The sequence below is a fragment of the Bradyrhizobium sp. 18BD genome, assembly GCF_054185225.1.
This window is the reverse complement of record NZ_JAVAYL010000011.1, coordinates 238,291-252,251: the sequence shown is the minus strand read 5'-3', so window position 1 is coordinate 252,251 and position 13,961 is coordinate 238,291. Positions and strand designations below refer to the sequence as shown.

The following is a 13,961-nucleotide window of genomic DNA, read 5'->3' as shown; positions in this document are numbered from 1 at the left end:
GGAACAGGTTCCCGATTCCCCGCCTGACGGCAACATGAGACGAAAGCATAACGCGCGCGGAACGGAATCTCGCACCTGAGGGTTGTCAGGGTGCAATCAACGAGGAGATCCAATCGATGGCTGACGACCGTTTTCCCAACGATCCGTATCGCCCGAACCTCAGCGACGAAGAGTATCTTCGCATGGCGCGCCAGCAGGATGCCAACCTCCAGGCCGACCCTGAATTGGGCGAAGGCCCCGCCTCCAGCGGCAAGGTCGCGCTGTTTGCCGTAGCTGTCGCCCTGGTGCTGGGCGCCGTGTTCTATGGCCTGAACAACTCAAGCACGGGCAACCAGGCCGGCAACACACCGGCCACGCAGACCGCGCAGCAGGCTCCGTCCACCAATCCGGCGGCGCCTCCCGGCATGCGTGACGTGACGCCGCGCAGCAACACCGAGCCGGGCACGACCACCGGTGCCGCGCCGAGCAAGCCGGCTCCGGATACGCAGACCCCGTCTGACGGCGCGAAGTAAAGACTGCAGCATTATGCGACAGCGGCGGGATCGAAAGGTCCTGCCGCTGTCCCTTAGCTCCGGCAGTCTAGCTGAACATCTTGTTGAGCTCGCCGCAGGGATAGCCGCTACCGAGCTCCGTGAACGTGCCCTTCTCCGCCATCTCCTTCGCCGCGCGCATGAAGCCGCCCCAGGCGGCGCGGGCGAGCGAGCCGCCGACGCTGATGCGGCGCACGCCGAGATCTTCGGCCTCCCTCAGCGACAGGCCGGACGCACCGATCAGCAGGTTGAACGGCTTTGGTGCGACAGCCTTCACCACCGCGGCAATGTCCTCGCGGCTCTTCAGGCCCGGCGCGTAGAGGCAGTCGGCGCCGGCCTCCGCGTAGGCGGTGAGCCGGTCGATGACGAGCTTGAGATCGGTCACGCCCCACAGATAAGCCTCGCAGCGGCCGACCAGCAGCGTGCCGCTGTCGCCGATGGCCTTGCGCGAGGCCTTGATGCGCTCGACCGCGAGCGCACGATCATAGAGCGGCGTGTCCTTGTCGCCGGTGGAATCCTCGATCGACAGGCCGGCAACGCCGGTGCGCACACCGCGCTCGACATTGTCGGCAACCTTGTCCGGCTCGACCGCGAACCCACCCTCGAAATCCGCGTTCACGGGGATATCGACGGACGAGCTCAATGCTGCCAGATGCTGACAGACATCCTCGACGGTGACGTGGTTGTCGGCCTTGCCGATGGTCCAGGCAAAGCCCGCACTCGACGAGGCCAGCGCCTTGAAACCGAGATGCTGCAACGCCTTGGCGCTGCCGACGTCGACCGGATTGGGCAGAATGAAGCAGCCGCTCTCGTGCATCTTCCTGAACGTCGCGCGCTTGTCAGCGGTTGTCACATGCATGTTTCTCTCCCTTGTTGGCCGCGGAGACATAGGCACGCGCATTCGACGCCGCTAGTGCGCGTCGTGTACCGCACGGCTGTCCTTCGGCGCCTGCTCGCGATCATTCATGCCGTAGTCGCGGATGACGCTGGCGATGCGCAGATGGTAGTCCGCAAAAATCTGCGCCCTGCCCTTGGCCTGGGTGCGGCGATGTTCCATCGTGTTGCGCCACGCCTGCACCGCAGCCTCATCGCGCCAGAACGACACCGACAATATCTTGCCCTTCTCGGTCAGGCTCTCGAAGCGCTCGACCGAGATGAAGCCGTCGATGGTCTGCAGGATCGGCTTCAGATCTGCCGCGAGGTCGAAGTAGTCCTGGCGATGTTCCGGCTTGGGCCAGACTTCGAAAATCACGGCGATCATGGGCATCTCCTTCGCGTTGGTGGCCTACAATACCACCTTGCGCAGGAAGGTGCGCTCTTCCGCGAGAATGAATTTGTGCTCCTCGGCGAAATGGAAATTGGCCATGCCCCCGCTATCCTGCCGCAGCCGTGCGCGATAGGCCTCATAGGCGGCGAGACTCTCGAACGTGATCAGCGCGAACGCGATGTTATTGGTGCCCTCATGCGGCATGAAATAGCCGATCAGGTCGCCGCCGCATTTCGGGATGATGGTGAGCCAGCGTTTTGAGTACTCCTCGAACTGTACGCGCTTGAAGGGATCGAGCTGGTAGCGGATGAAGACGGTGACGGACATGATGGGCTCTCCTGTTTCCACACCGTCATTGCGAGCGCAGCGAAGCAATCCAGGAATCCCTCCGCGGGGAGAGTCAGGATTGCTTCGTCGCTGCGCTCCTCGCAATGACGACCTGGTGAGAGGCTACGCTCTTGCCCGACCACAATGCTTCGGCTACCATCGAAGCATGAAATCAGGCCCCGACATCGCCATGGTCGCCTCGCTGGTCGGCGATCCCGCCCGCGCCAACATGCTCACGGCGCTGATGAACGGCCGCGCGCTCACCGCGAGCGAACTCGCGCAGGAGGCCGGCATCACGCCGCAGACCGCGAGCTCGCATCTTTCGAAGCTCGAGGCCGGCGGGCTGGTCGAGCCGGAGAAGCAGGGCCGCCACCGCTACTACCGCCTGACCGACGATGACGTCGCCGGCGTGCTCGAAGGCCTTGCAGGCCTTGCCGCCCGCACCGGCCACATGCGTGTGCGCACGGGCCCAAAGGATCCGGCGCTTAGGCGCGCGCGGATCTGCTACGATCATCTCGCCGGCGATCTCGGCGTGCAGATGCTCGACTCCTTGCGCACGCGAAACCTGATCAGGCAGAAGAAGCAGGAGATCGAGCTGACGACTGAAGGCGAGCGCTTCCTCGCAAAGCATCTGCAGATTTCGCCGGACATGCTCAGCCATCCGCGCCGTCCGGTCTGCAAGGCCTGCCTCGACTGGAGCGAGCGGCGCCATCATCTCGCCGGCACGCTGGGCGCCGCCATGATGCAGCGTTTCGCCGAGCTGAAATGGGCCGCACGCGACGCCACGCCCGGCAGCCGCGTGGTGAACTTCACCCGCGCCGGCGAGAAGCAGTTTGCGGCGCTGTTCGGCAGCGGGAAGGACTGATCACGCGGCTCGCGTGACGGCACACGTTTGCGTGTGAACTCTCACCGCCGTCATGGCCGGGCTTGACCCGGCCATCCACGTCTTTATTGCGACTGGCACGTGGATGCCCGGGACATCTTGTGAAGACGCGCTTCGCGTTTTCGCCCGGGCATGACGGAGACCTCAATGAACCGCATCTTCTCGGCCGCGCTCGCCGCCGCCCTCCTCGCCGCCCCGCTAGCTTCCGCATATGCCGCCGACACGCCCCAACGCGAGCCCTACGGCATCGCGCTCGAAGGGTTTGCCTATCCCTATCCCGTGCATCTGCTGCCGGTCACCAATGACGGCGAGCAGCTCAGCATGGTCTATATGGACGTCGCGCCTGCGCAGCCGAACGGCCGCACCGTGGTGCTGCTGCACGGGCGCAATTTCCCGTCGAGCTACTGGGCGCCCGTCATCAAGATGCTGAGCGATGCGGGTTATCGTGTCGTGGTGCCGGACCAGATCGGCTTCGGCAAATCCTCCAAGCCCGCGGGCGAGCTGCATTTCGACAATCTTGCGCGCAACACTATCGCGCTGCTCGACCATCTCAAGATCGACAAGGCCGAGATCGTCGCGCATTCGCTCGGCGGCATGCTGGGCGTGCGCATCGCCCGCGCCTATCCCGATCGCGTCGCCCATCTCGTGCTGACCGCGCCGATCGGCCTCGAAGACTACCGCCTCTACGTGCCGCCGACGCCGACCGAGAAGATCATCGAAAGCGAGGACAAGCTCACCGCCGACGGCTATCGCAAGCAGCTCCAGACCAACTACGCGATCAAGCTGCCGCCGGACGCCATCACGCCGTTCATCGATGCGCGCTTCAACATCAAGGGCAGCCCGGATTACCCGCGCTGGCTGCGCGCCTTCGTCTCTTCCGGCCAGATGATCTATCGCGAGCCGGTCGCGCATGAGATTGCTCTCATCACCGAGCCCACCCTGTTCATCATGGGCGCCGACGATCACAATGCGCCGGGCCGTCCTCTCGCGCCGGAGGCGCTGCGCGCGAAGATGGGACAGAACGCGGAACTGGCGAAGGCGTTTGCGGCAAAGATGCCGAACGCACGGGCCGAGGTGATCCCCGACACCGGCCATCTCGTCTTCCTGGAGGCGCCGGAGAAGTACCGCGAGTTGGTGCTGGGCTTTCTCGGCCGCTAGCGTCGTTCATGTCGCCTGAAGCCGCATGCGGGGGAACGTTCATGCCGCATTCAGGTCATGATTGGCAGATTTGGATCGCGACGTGTCGATGTGCCGCAAAATTTAACATGTCGAATCGTGTCTTTTGATTCATTGTGCGCCGCAAGCGCCCTCCCTGACGAATCTGCCCCCAAGGACAAGAAGGAAGATCAGATGAAATATCTCTTTGCCGCCGTCATGCTCGCCAGCGCGGTCGTCGGTTTCAGCGAAGCGGCCAGCGCCATGCAGGGCTGCGGCCCCGGCTGGTATCGCGGCCCGTACGGTGGCTGCCGTCCGATGGCCGGGCGCCCGCCGGTCGTCGTCGTCGCACCGGCGCCCGCGCCGGTCGTCGTGGTGCGCCCGCGCGTGTGCCCCTATGGCTTCCGCTGGTGGGGTGGCCGCTGCCGCCCGATCTGATCTGACCTTTTTGTCATGCAAGATGGCCGCGCGGGATCGCTGCGCGGCCATTTCTTTTTGGGCACCCGCGCGCTGACTTTCGAATCAAAACGGGGACCGCGATCGCGATCCCCGTTTAGAGTCTGGCTTGCGCGAAGCTTACCAGTGATGACGACGCCAATGGCGATGAGGCCAACCCCAGTGGCGGTGACGCCAGCCCCAATGGCGATGATGCCAATGGCCGTGGCCGTGCCAGTGGACCAGCTTGGGCTTGAGCTGCGCGGCTTCATCGCTGCTGGTGACTGCCGGATGCACATCGGCATCAGGCTGTTTGATGCTGCCGGGAGCACCGACCGACTGCGGTGAGAGCGGCGCGGCCTGTGCGGCGGCGGTGAATGCGGCCGCCCCCGCGGCGACACCGAATGCGAGTTTGAGAAAATTGCGGCGTTCCATGACATCTTCCTCTTGAGGCCAGCATTGCATGATGCGAAGGAAGTGTCGGGCTCGCGACATGAACTGCGACTGAATCGCGCGTTCAGCTTCATTGCAACGGTGACAGGAGTCGTTGTGCTGTAGCCCGGATGGAGCGCAGCGCAATCCGGGAAAGTCTCTCCGTAAGGCGCAGCCCCCGGATTACGCTTCGCTCCATCCGGGCTACAAGTGCGCTACTTCGCAAACTCCTGCGCCAGCACCAGCGTCTCGCGCGTATGCTTCATCTCGGGCCAGTCGCGATTGAAATCGGCGACGAGCTTGGTCAACGCATCACGGGCGCGCTTGCTGGCGTCGGTGACCGTGGCGCGAACGACGAAGAATCCGGCGGGCATCGGATTTCCTCCGGTTGTTTGACGTCACTATAGACGGTTATAGTGGCGGCAACAAAAAGCCCGCGCGACGGACAATGGTCGCGCCGAAAAGACAGGGAATGGCCATGCGCAGGATCATCACCGGCCTCGTTGCGACCGCATGCCTGTGGCCGGCCGCCTCACCCGCCGAAATCGTACGCTTCGGCATCACCGAACGCGTGCCCGCCTTCGCCGGCCGCAGCTTTGGTAACGTCGGCACCTATGAGCGCATCACCGCGCGCGCGACATTTGCGCTCAACCCTTCCGACGACCGCAACGCCGTCATCACCGATCTCGCGCTCGCTCCGCGCGGCGCCGACGGCAAGGTCGAGGCCTCCGCCGACGTCGTGATCCTCAGACCGAGCGATCCCACCCATGGCAACGGCACGCTGCTGCTGGAGGTGCCCAATCGCGGCCGAAAGCTCGCACCGCAATTGTTCGACGATTCCACCCAGCCCGGCGCCAACGACGCCGACAAGGCCGAGGATGCCGGCATCGGCTTCCTTCACCGCCAGGGCTTTACGATGGTCTGGGTCGGCTGGCAGGGTGACATTCCCTCCAAGCCGGGGCAGCTCGCGCTGAGCGCGCCGGTGATCAAGAACGTCAGCGGCCCCGCGCGCGAAGAATTCGTGTTCGACAACACGACGAGCCCGGCGCGCGCGGCGCTGACCTGGCCGGCCGCCGATCCCGCCAATCTCAACGTCACCGTGCGCGCGGCCTGGGCCGATGCGCGGCAGACGCCGTCAGGCCTCTCCGCAAAGCTGGTCGATCCCACCATTGTCGAGATCACCCGCCCCGACGGTTTCGACGCCGGCGCGCTCTACGAGATCACCTACACCGCACGCGATCCGGTGCCGCTCGGCATGGGCTATGCCGCTGTCCGCGACGTCGTCAGCTTCCTCCGCCACGACGAGACCCAGGCGAACCCGTTGCTCAACGGCCTGCATCCGTCGGTGACCCGCGCCATCGGCTTCGGCGCCTCGCAATCCGGCCGCTTCCTGCGCGACTTCCTCTATCTCGGCTTCAACGAGGATCTGTCGGGCCGCACGGTGTTCGAGGGCCTGATGCCGCATGTCGCGGGCACGCGGCGAATGGCGACCAATGTCCGCTTCGGCCAGCCCGGCCGCAACCCGCGCCATCTGCAGGATCCGGCGTGGCAGGCCGATCTGTTCCCGTTCACCTATGCGAGTCTGAGCGATCCCTATTCCGGCAAGACCGACGGCCTGTTGCGCCGCTGCACGCTCTCGGCGACCTGTCCAAAGGTGATGCAGACCGACAGCGAGCATGAATGGTGGGCCTCGCACGCCTCCCTGCTGGTCACCGATCTCTCAGGCAACCATCTCGACCTCCCCGACAACGTTCGCGCCTACATGATCTCGGGCACACCGCATTTCGCCGGCCCCGCCGACGTGATGCAGAAGGGTGTGCCAGCGATGTCGCTGCCGCAAAACCCTGTTCATGCGGGCATGCCGATGCGCGCGCTGCTCACCGACCTCAACGCCTGGATCAGCGACGGCACCAGGCCGCCCGCAAGCCGCATCCCCATGCGCGCCCACGGCACGCTGGTTGCGGCCCAAGGCGCCGTGCCGACGGATATCCCCGGCCTGCCCTATGCCGGCATCTACACACTGGCTGCCTTCTCCGACCAGAGCGTGCTGCCGCCCAAGGAGATCGGCCGCTATCCCGTGTTCGTGCCGAAGGCCGACGATGACGGCATGGCGATCGCGGGCATTCGCCAGCTCGCACTCGCGGTGCCGCGCGCGACCTACACCGCGTGGAATCCGCGCGCGCAGGGATTTGGGCCGACGGCGCTGTATCCGCTGCAAGGCGCAGTCGTGCCGTTCGGACCGACCGAGGCCGCACGAAAGGAGGTGCACGATCCCAGGCTGTCGATCGCGGAGCGATACGCGGATGACGGAGCGTATGTGGCCGCGGTGAAACGCGAGGCCGCGCGGCAGGTGGCGGAGCGGACACTGCTGCCTGAGGATGCGGAGCGTGCGGTGGAAGCGGCGAAGCAAGGCAAGCTGGCGAAGCTCGGGCAATAAGCACCGACCCCGTAGGGTAGGCAAAGCGACTTGTCCGCCGTAGCTCGCAGAGCGAAGGCGGAAGCGTGCCATCACCTCTCAGCAAGCGAAAAATGGTAGGCATGGCGCAACCGCGCCTTTGCCCGCCCTGCGATCTCTGTCAAAGTGATGCAGTTGCGCGTTCATACCAACTCAATTTATTTGGGAGAACACTTTGAACAGATCACAGCGATTGGCGCGCGCGTTGAGTGCACTTGGATTTCTTTGCATGTTCTGCAGCCTGACGGGACATCAGGCATACGCCGATGGCTCCGTCTCGTCCCTGCATATGGGCTACGGCGCGGCCAATCCATACGAGTTTGATCGATTCCTCGCGGTGATCCAGCAGTACAACGCATCGGGCGAGCGCTTTCGCATCGACGGCCATTGTCAATCCGCCTGCACGATGTTCCTTTCGATCCGCAATGTCTGCGTCACATCAGGCGCCACCCTGTTGTTTCACGCTGGCGGCTCCATGAGAAAGGGCATCATCAGCCCTTCGCGCACCCAACAAATGGCCAGCACCTACAATGCCGCCTTGCGCCAATACGTCACCGAGAACCATTTCATGGACACCCTCGCGTTCCATCCGATCTCGGGACGCGAAATCGTCAAGCGCTTCGGCTATCCGGCCTGCCGATGAGCCGTAGGCGGATTAGGCCGCGGCTGCGCGAAGCGCAGTCCGCTGCCGTAATCCGCCGTTCTTCGTCACCGCAAAAAGACGGCGGATTACGCTTGCGCTAATCCGCCCTACGCACCGCGGCCCTTGCAAAAATTCGCGCGCCCCGTGTCGGAGCGGGGTGCCTCCATACGTCCTATGCCTGAGACAGCACGGAGACACCGCATGGCCGACCTTACCTTGATCACCTACGACTGGGTTCCCCCGCCGCCGCGCGGCTATGTGCGCGACCTCAGGGTGCGCTGGGCGCTCGAAGAAGGTGCCTTGCCCTATCGCGTCGCCAGCACGCCGTTCGCCGACCGCGGCCCCGATCATTTCGCGCACCAGCCGTTCGGCCAGGTGCCCTGGCTGACCGACGGCGATATCTCGATCTTCGAGAGCGGCGCGATCCTGCTGCATCTCGGCGGGCTCAGCGCGAAGCTGTTGCCTACCGATGCGCGCCGCCGCGTTGAGGCGACGGAATGGCTGTTCGCCGCGCTCAACTCGGTGGAGATGGCGAGCCTGCCCTGGACGATGTCGAAGTTCATGGGCCATCCGAGCGACACGCAGGCGTGGAAATTCGTGGACGACTTCCTCAAGCTTCGCCTCAAGCATCTCGAGACGGTGCTGGCAGGACGCGAATGGCTGGCGGGCTCCTTCTCCGTCGCCGACATCCTCATGTCCGACGTGCTGCGCGTCGTCGGTGGTTTCGGCGGGCTGGCGGACAGTCCCGCCTGCCGCGCCTACGTCGCGCGCGCCACCGGCCGTCCAGCCTTCGCAAAAGCCCACGCCGACCAGATGGCGCATTTCGCCGCGGCGGATAAGGCCCGCGCGTGACCCGCCGCACACAATTAACTCGCTGTTAGCCATCCGTGCATCACCGCCGGAACGAAGCAATTTGCTTCAAATTATTCCGGCGGGAGGTGCCACATGGCCCGCATCGATTATCTCAAGGAGCAGGTTGCCCGCGCCGAGCGTCTGGCAAAGACGATCCTCGACGAGGAAACCGTGAAGCGGCTGCAAACCTTCGCCGCCGAATGCCGCGCCGAACTGGTGGTGCTGACGCTGAGAGCCGCGACGTGAGGCGACGCGTCACATCAGCTTCAGCGGCGCATCTGCGACCAGGCGCAGGTCGATCGTTCCAATCAACGCCGCGCGCCGCGCCTCCGCAGCGCCAATTGCCTCATCCGTCTGCCGCAGCGTACTGATGTTCGAGCCGAGCGATACGATCCCGCCGAGGATCAAAGCGATCGATCCGAGCGCGGCGGTCTGACCGGTCCCGAACAGCCCGAGGATCGTGATCAGCAGCAGCGCAGCCCCGCCGCCGATCGCAATCTTGGAGGCCAGAATGTATTTCCGGCACCGCTCGGCGATCTCGGCGAGACGCTCGATCCGGTCTTCGATGTCGGAGATTTCGTCGGTCAGATCGTCTTCGGTCATGGGACCTCAAATCGCCGATACTCGGGACAAAACTGGCGTGGCACAGCGACAGCAGCGAACTGGCTCAGCTAAACCAAGCAGCATGCATTTCCTCTAGAAACAATTTGGTGATCTGCATCCCCAATTACGCTGTCGACCCCGCACTCCGGGCATAGAGCTGTGGAGTCCTTATCAACTCAATCGACAATCCGATCTGGTCCAAACGTCTCGTTGCAATAGAAACAACCGCACAGTTGACTGCGTTCGATGTCTGCGCGGTGATTGATGCACTTTTTGTGCGCGACGCGCAGAGGATGAGATTCAGGCAAGTCGAAGACACTCGGCATGTCAGGCTCGTCTTCGGCCATCTGCTTCCAATACATAAGGCGGGCTACGGCTTCGCCTCACCCGCCCTGCGCTTCCCTCTACAGCGGCAAATTGTCGTGCTTCTTCGCCGGCGCTTCCACCTTCTTGTCCTTCAGCATGGCCAGCGCACGAGCGATCCGTTTCCGCGTCGAGTGCGGCATGATGACGTCGTCGATGTAGCCGCGCTCGGCGGCGATGAAGGGCGACAGGAAGCGGTCTTCGTATTCCTTGGTACGCGCGGCGATCTTGTCGGGGTCGCCGATATCAGAGCGGAAGATGATCTCGACCGCGCCCTTGGCGCCCATCACGGCGATCTGGGCGGTCGGCCAGGCGTAGTTCATGTCGGCGCCGATTTCCTTGGAGGCCATGACGTCGAAGGCGCCGCCATAGGCCTTGCGCGTGATGATGGTCACCAGCGGCACCGTGCACTGCGAATACGCGAACAGCAGCTTGGCGCCGTGCTTGATCAGGCCGCCATACTCCTGCGCGGTGCCCGGCAGGAAGCCCGGCACGTCCACGAAGGTGACGATCGGGATGTTGAAGGCATCGCAGAAGCGCACGAAGCGCGCGGCCTTGCGCGAGGCGTCGCTGTCAAGCACGCCGGCGAGCACCATCGGCTGGTTGGCGACGAAGCCGACAGTGCGGCCCGCGATGCGGCCGAAGCCGGTGACGATGTTCTTGGCAAACATGTCGGCGATCTCGAAGAAATCGCCCTCGTCCACGACCTTCAGGATCAGCTCCTTCATGTCGTAGGGCTTGTTCGGATTGTCGGGAATCAGCGTGTCGAGCGACATGTCGATACGGGCGGTGTCGTCGAAGCTCGGCCATTCCGGCACGCCGTCGGTGTTGTTGGACGGCAGGAAGTCGATCAGGCGCCGCATCTGCAAGAGCGTCTCGACGTCGTTCTCGAAGGCGCCGTCAGCGATCGAGGAGCGCGTGGCGTGCACCGAGGCACCGCCGAGCTCTTCCGCGGTGACGACCTCGTTGGTCACGGTCTTCACCACATCAGGGCCGGTGACGAACATGTAGCTGGTGTTCTTCACCATGAAGATGAAGTCGGTCATGGCGGGCGAATAAACGTCGCCACCGGCGCACGGGCCCATGATGACGGAGATCTGCGGAATCACGCCCGAGGCGAGCACGTTGCGGCGGAACACGTAGGAATAGCCGGCGAGCGCGGCGACGCCCTCCTGGATGCGGGCGCCGCCCGCGTCATAGAGGCCGATGATGGGCGCGCGCGCCTTCATCGCCATGTCCTGCAGTTTTGTAATTTTCAGCGCGTGCGTTTCCGACAGGGACCCGCCGAATACGGTAAAGTCCTTGGCGAACACAAAAGTCTTGCGACCGTTAACGGTGCCCCAGCCGGTGACGACGCCGTCGCCGGGGATCTTGTTCTTCTCCATGCCGAACTCGGTGGAGCGGTGCTCGACGAACATGTCGAACTCCTCGAACGATCCCTTGTCGAGCAGCAGCTCGATGCGCTCGCGGGCGGTCAGCTTGCCGCGGGCGTGCTGCGCCTCGATGCGCTTCTCCCCGCCGCCGAGCTTTGCGCCGGCACGACGATCTTCAAGGGCGTCCAGGATATGTTTCATTTGCTCCCGCCAGTTCTTAGCCTAAATGCGATTGCCGGGGGTTCTAACACGGCATTTTGCGGGCCGGGAAGCGGCTTTCGGCGCCGCAGGGCTGCCCTGCCGCAGCGTGAAAGCGCAAGGAATTACAAAGTTTTGCTTGGGAGACGACGATGGACGAGAGAGCTGCCGAGACCGGCGCCGCGACAGGCGGCGTCAACATCCTGCTCCGGCTCGAGGGCCTGACCCTGTTCGCTGGCATGGTGATGCTCTACTGGGCCTGGGACGGCTCCTGGCTGGTGTTTGCCCTGCTGTTCCTCGTGCCCGATCTGAGCTTCCTGGCCTACCTGTCCGACGCCAAGTTCGGCGCGCTGGTCTACAACGCCGCCCACAGCTACATGGCGCCGGTGGCCCTGCTGACGCTGGGCTTCGGCCTCGCCTCGCCTCTCACCCTCTCCATCGCCTTGATCTGGCTCGCCCATATCGGGATCGACCGCGCGCTCGGCTATGGCCTGAAATATTCGGCCGGGTTCGGCTTTACTCATCTCGGCCGGATCGGCCGGCAGAAGGACGCCTGACCCCGGCTTTGGCGGCCGCTTCCGTTGGCTCCATCCGGGCTACGAATGCCGCGCCAGCCAGTTGACCCGGCCGGGCGATTCAGGCTTGCTCCAGGCCCAGCGATCAGGCGCCGAAAGTTGCGTGAGCCCAGTCGGTACGGCGGCGGTCATTGTGCCCTGGTTAGGCATCACCCATGTCCGCGACGGTCGTCCCACTGCCGCCGAGCCCCTCGTCCGAAACCGTCGATTTCCTGCGGCGCATGGCCAGCATGGTATCGGGACGGAACGGCGACATGCTGCTGCGCGCGGCCGCGCTGATCGAGTCGCTGACGCGGCGGGCGATGTCGGCCGAGCGGCTCTTTCACGAGACGCAGGAAGAGAACGCGCGTCATGTCGAGCTGCGCGAGGCCGCCGAGCTTGCCTCCGACGCCATGGTCGGCCAGATCGCGGCGCTGCGCATCCAGCTTGCCGAAGTGACGGCTGCGGCCGCCGCCGGGCGCGCCGCATTCGACGCCGAGCGCGAGAAGCTGCTCGGCCTGATGCAGCACGCCGAGAGCCATATCGGCAAGCTCACCACCGAGCTCGATACGTTGCGCACCTCAGTCGACAGCTTCAACGACACCGTCGTCTCCGTGCCGATCGAGGTGCTGCGGCTGGCGCGCACCCAGTTCGATGTCCTCTCCGCAGGCTTTGCCCGCAAGGGGGACGTGATCTCGCAAGCGATGAGCGAGATCGGAGGCTTTGCCATCGACCAGGCGTTGGCGGTGAAGAAAGCTGACAGCGCCTGAGGCGGACGCCCCCGCGTCAAATTGACAGCGCGCGGGCCGGTTGGTCTACTCGGCAAAAATATCAGGGAGGATCCGATGGCCACCAACTGGCGCGCTGTAGCCGCGCTCATCGCGCTGTGCGCTTCGAGTGCATTCGTCAGCGGCGAGGCCGTCGCGCAGGCCCTGCCCAGGGAGGTCGCGACCCGCGCCGAGATCTACCCGATCCCCTCGCTCACCCTCTCCGACCAGCAATTCCTCAGCGGCGATGCAGCCGCCGCCAAGCCGGTGACGGTCGCCGGCGAATTCCGCGTGGCGCAGGGCAGCGGCAAGCTTCCTGTCGTGGTGCTGATGCATGGCTCCAGCGGCGTCGGCGCCACCACCGAAGCCTGGGTGCACGCCTTCAACGCCATGGGCATCTCGACCTTCGTCATCGACGGCTTTACCGGCCGCGGACTGACGGTTGTCGGGCCGAACCAGGCCCTGCTCGGCCGGCTCAATCTGATCGTCGACATCTACCGCTCGCTGGAGATCCTCGCAAAGCATCCGCGCGTCGATCCTGACCGCATCGTGCTGATGGGCTTTTCACGCGGCGGCCAGGCGACGCTCTATGCAAGCCTCGAGCGCTTCAACAAGCTCTGGAACAAGTCCGGCGTGCAGTTCGCGGCCTACATCCCGTTCTACCCGGACTGTTCGACGACCTATGTCGGCGACAGCGAGGTCGCTGCGCGCCCGATCCGCATCTTCCACGGCACGCCGGATGACTACAATCCCGTGAGGAGCTGCAAGGCCTTCGTCGAACGGCTCAAGGTGGCCGGGCGCGATGTTGTGCTGACCGAATATCCCGACAGCGCCCACGGTTTTGACAGCGGCCTGCTCGGCGTCAACACCGTCGCGGTGTCCGCGAACGCGCAGACCGTGCGCAACTGCAAGATCAGGGAGGGCGACGGCAGCGTGCTGATGAACGGCGATACCAATGCGCCCTTCACCTACAAGGATGCCTGCGTCGAGCTCAACCCGCATGTCGGCGGCAATCCCACGACGGCGGCAGAGTCGCGGAAGGCGGTGGAGGAGTTTCTGCAGGCGCTGTTCAAGCTGGGATGAGACTGCCTCTCCGCACGCGCTGCCGTAGGGTGGGCAAAGCG

At 64.5% G+C, this 13,961-nt stretch carries 18 protein-coding genes; 11 read left to right on the top strand and 7 right to left on the bottom strand.

Annotation, left to right across the window (positions count from 1 at the left end; translation table 11 throughout):
- Window positions 1-116 precede the first annotated feature (116 nt).
- A complete protein-coding gene (locus RAD16_RS21555; protein WP_458159871.1) occupies window positions 117-512 on the top strand; it encodes a hypothetical protein in 396 nt (131 codons plus the stop codon).
- Between the two features lie 67 nt (window positions 513-579).
- Here RAD16_RS21555 and RAD16_RS21550 read toward each other — a convergent pair whose 3' ends face one another.
- From RAD16_RS21550 to RAD16_RS21540, 3 genes are read right to left on the bottom strand one after another with little or no spacing between them, the layout of a single operon-like run.
- Entirely contained in the window at window positions 580-1,389 is an 810-nt protein-coding gene (locus tag RAD16_RS21550; protein WP_458159870.1) for an isocitrate lyase/PEP mutase family protein, read from the bottom strand.
- A gap of 51 nt (window positions 1,390-1,440) precedes the next feature.
- A complete protein-coding gene (locus tag RAD16_RS21545) occupies window positions 1,441-1,791 on the bottom strand; it encodes an antibiotic biosynthesis monooxygenase family protein (protein WP_458159869.1) in 351 nt (116 codons plus the stop codon).
- Between the two features lie 24 nt (window positions 1,792-1,815).
- The gene (locus tag RAD16_RS21540; RefSeq protein ID WP_458159868.1) at window positions 1,816-2,124 is read right to left on the bottom strand and encodes an NIPSNAP family protein; all 309 of its coding nucleotides are present in this window, start codon (window positions 2,122-2,124) and stop codon (window positions 1,816-1,818) included.
- Window positions 2,125-2,290: 166 nt separating this feature from the next.
- Between RAD16_RS21540 and RAD16_RS21535 the strand changes: the two genes are divergently transcribed.
- The 3 genes from RAD16_RS21535 to RAD16_RS21525 all read left to right on the top strand — a co-directional run bounded on the left by RAD16_RS21535 (window position 2,291) and on the right by RAD16_RS21525 (window position 4,600).
- A complete protein-coding gene (locus RAD16_RS21535) occupies window positions 2,291-2,989 on the top strand; it encodes a metalloregulator ArsR/SmtB family transcription factor (protein ID WP_458159867.1) in 699 nt (232 codons plus the stop codon).
- 165 nt (window positions 2,990-3,154) lie between these two features.
- On the top strand, window positions 3,155-4,165 hold the full coding sequence (locus tag RAD16_RS21530; RefSeq protein ID WP_458159866.1) for an alpha/beta fold hydrolase: 1,011 nt from the start codon (window positions 3,155-3,157) through the stop codon (window positions 4,163-4,165).
- Window positions 4,166-4,357: 192 nt separating this feature from the next.
- Window positions 4,358-4,600: a GCG_CRPN prefix-to-repeats domain-containing protein gene (locus RAD16_RS21525; RefSeq protein WP_458159865.1), complete on the top strand. Its 243-nt coding sequence runs from the start codon at window positions 4,358-4,360 to the stop codon at window positions 4,598-4,600.
- Between the two features lie 138 nt (window positions 4,601-4,738).
- On the opposite strand, the gene RAD16_RS21520 is transcribed toward RAD16_RS21525, so the two are convergent.
- Both RAD16_RS21520 and RAD16_RS21515 read right to left on the bottom strand, forming a co-directional pair.
- The gene (locus tag RAD16_RS21520; RefSeq protein WP_458159864.1) at window positions 4,739-5,032 is read right to left on the bottom strand and encodes a twin-arginine translocation signal domain-containing protein; all 294 of its coding nucleotides are present in this window, start codon (window positions 5,030-5,032) and stop codon (window positions 4,739-4,741) included.
- Between the two features lie 212 nt (window positions 5,033-5,244).
- Window positions 5,245-5,403 carry a hypothetical protein gene (locus RAD16_RS21515; RefSeq protein WP_458159863.1) on the bottom strand — a complete coding sequence of 53 codons (159 nt, stop codon included), beginning with the start codon at window positions 5,401-5,403 and terminating at the stop codon, window positions 5,245-5,247.
- Between the two features lie 104 nt (window positions 5,404-5,507).
- Between RAD16_RS21515 and RAD16_RS21510 the strand changes: the two genes are divergently transcribed.
- The 4 genes from RAD16_RS21510 (at window position 5,508) to RAD16_RS21495 (ending at window position 9,225) form a co-directional block, all read left to right on the top strand.
- A complete protein-coding gene (locus RAD16_RS21510; protein WP_458159862.1) occupies window positions 5,508-7,466 on the top strand; it encodes an alpha/beta hydrolase domain-containing protein in 1,959 nt (652 codons plus the stop codon).
- A gap of 247 nt (window positions 7,467-7,713) precedes the next feature.
- Window positions 7,714-8,127: a hypothetical protein gene (locus tag RAD16_RS21505; protein WP_458159861.1), complete on the top strand. Its 414-nt coding sequence runs from the start codon at window positions 7,714-7,716 to the stop codon at window positions 8,125-8,127.
- A 201-nt stretch (window positions 8,128-8,328) separates the two neighbouring features.
- Complete coding sequence (locus tag RAD16_RS21500; protein ID WP_458159860.1) at window positions 8,329-8,979, top strand: glutathione S-transferase family protein; 651 nt, start codon at window positions 8,329-8,331, stop codon at window positions 8,977-8,979.
- Window positions 8,980-9,072: 93 nt separating this feature from the next.
- Window positions 9,073-9,225 carry a hypothetical protein gene (locus RAD16_RS21495; RefSeq protein ID WP_458159859.1) on the top strand — a complete coding sequence of 51 codons (153 nt, stop codon included), beginning with the start codon at window positions 9,073-9,075 and terminating at the stop codon, window positions 9,223-9,225.
- A 9-nt stretch (window positions 9,226-9,234) separates the two neighbouring features.
- On the opposite strand, the gene RAD16_RS21490 is transcribed toward RAD16_RS21495, so the two are convergent.
- Both RAD16_RS21490 and RAD16_RS21485 read right to left on the bottom strand, forming a co-directional pair.
- Window positions 9,235-9,582, bottom strand: a complete 348-nt coding sequence (locus tag RAD16_RS21490; RefSeq protein WP_458159858.1) for a hypothetical protein — start codon at window positions 9,580-9,582, stop codon at window positions 9,235-9,237.
- A 404-nt stretch (window positions 9,583-9,986) separates the two neighbouring features.
- Complete coding sequence (locus RAD16_RS21485; RefSeq protein WP_458159857.1) at window positions 9,987-11,519, bottom strand: acyl-CoA carboxylase subunit beta; 1,533 nt, start codon at window positions 11,517-11,519, stop codon at window positions 9,987-9,989.
- Between the two features lie 149 nt (window positions 11,520-11,668).
- On the opposite strand from RAD16_RS21485, the gene RAD16_RS21480 reads away from it, so the two are divergent.
- The 3 genes from RAD16_RS21480 to RAD16_RS21470 all read left to right on the top strand — a co-directional run bounded on the left by RAD16_RS21480 (window position 11,669) and on the right by RAD16_RS21470 (window position 13,920).
- The gene (locus RAD16_RS21480) at window positions 11,669-12,073 is read left to right on the top strand and encodes a DUF4260 domain-containing protein (RefSeq protein ID WP_458159856.1); all 405 of its coding nucleotides are present in this window, start codon (window positions 11,669-11,671) and stop codon (window positions 12,071-12,073) included.
- Window positions 12,074-12,246: 173 nt separating this feature from the next.
- On the top strand, window positions 12,247-12,840 hold the full coding sequence (locus tag RAD16_RS21475; protein ID WP_458159855.1) for a hypothetical protein: 594 nt from the start codon (window positions 12,247-12,249) through the stop codon (window positions 12,838-12,840).
- Window positions 12,841-12,915: 75 nt separating this feature from the next.
- The gene (locus tag RAD16_RS21470; RefSeq protein ID WP_458159854.1) at window positions 12,916-13,920 is read left to right on the top strand and encodes a dienelactone hydrolase family protein; all 1,005 of its coding nucleotides are present in this window, start codon (window positions 12,916-12,918) and stop codon (window positions 13,918-13,920) included.
- Window positions 13,921-13,961 lie beyond the last annotated feature (41 nt).

Coding starts and splice junctions, on each gene's coding strand:
- RAD16_RS21550 (WP_458159870.1), bottom strand. CDS start 1,389: ATGCATGTGACAACCGCTGACAAGCGCGCGACGTTCAGGAAGATGCAC.
- RAD16_RS21555 (WP_458159871.1), top strand. CDS start 117: ATGGCTGACGACCGTTTTCCCAACGATCCGTATCGCCCGAACCTCAGC.
- RAD16_RS21485 (WP_458159857.1), bottom strand. CDS start 11,519: ATGAAACATATCCTGGACGCCCTTGAAGATCGTCGTGCCGGCGCAAAG.
- RAD16_RS21540 (WP_458159868.1), bottom strand. CDS start 2,124: ATGTCCGTCACCGTCTTCATCCGCTACCAGCTCGATCCCTTCAAGCGC.
- RAD16_RS21470 (WP_458159854.1), top strand. CDS start 12,916: ATGGCCACCAACTGGCGCGCTGTAGCCGCGCTCATCGCGCTGTGCGCT.
- RAD16_RS21535 (WP_458159867.1), top strand. CDS start 2,291: ATGAAATCAGGCCCCGACATCGCCATGGTCGCCTCGCTGGTCGGCGAT.
- RAD16_RS21505 (WP_458159861.1), top strand. CDS start 7,714: ATGTTCTGCAGCCTGACGGGACATCAGGCATACGCCGATGGCTCCGTC.
- RAD16_RS21525 (WP_458159865.1), top strand. CDS start 4,358: ATGAAATATCTCTTTGCCGCCGTCATGCTCGCCAGCGCGGTCGTCGGT.
- RAD16_RS21510 (WP_458159862.1), top strand. CDS start 5,508: ATGCGCAGGATCATCACCGGCCTCGTTGCGACCGCATGCCTGTGGCCG.
- RAD16_RS21490 (WP_458159858.1), bottom strand. CDS start 9,582: ATGACCGAAGACGATCTGACCGACGAAATCTCCGACATCGAAGACCGG.
- RAD16_RS21495 (WP_458159859.1), top strand. CDS start 9,073: ATGGCCCGCATCGATTATCTCAAGGAGCAGGTTGCCCGCGCCGAGCGT.
- RAD16_RS21500 (WP_458159860.1), top strand. CDS start 8,329: ATGGCCGACCTTACCTTGATCACCTACGACTGGGTTCCCCCGCCGCCG.
- RAD16_RS21480 (WP_458159856.1), top strand. CDS start 11,669: ATGGACGAGAGAGCTGCCGAGACCGGCGCCGCGACAGGCGGCGTCAAC.
- RAD16_RS21475 (WP_458159855.1), top strand. CDS start 12,247: ATGTCCGCGACGGTCGTCCCACTGCCGCCGAGCCCCTCGTCCGAAACC.
- RAD16_RS21515 (WP_458159863.1), bottom strand. CDS start 5,403: ATGCCCGCCGGATTCTTCGTCGTTCGCGCCACGGTCACCGACGCCAGC.
- RAD16_RS21530 (WP_458159866.1), top strand. CDS start 3,155: ATGAACCGCATCTTCTCGGCCGCGCTCGCCGCCGCCCTCCTCGCCGCC.
- RAD16_RS21545 (WP_458159869.1), bottom strand. CDS start 1,791: ATGATCGCCGTGATTTTCGAAGTCTGGCCCAAGCCGGAACATCGCCAG.
- RAD16_RS21520 (WP_458159864.1), bottom strand. CDS start 5,032: ATGGAACGCCGCAATTTTCTCAAACTCGCATTCGGTGTCGCCGCGGGG.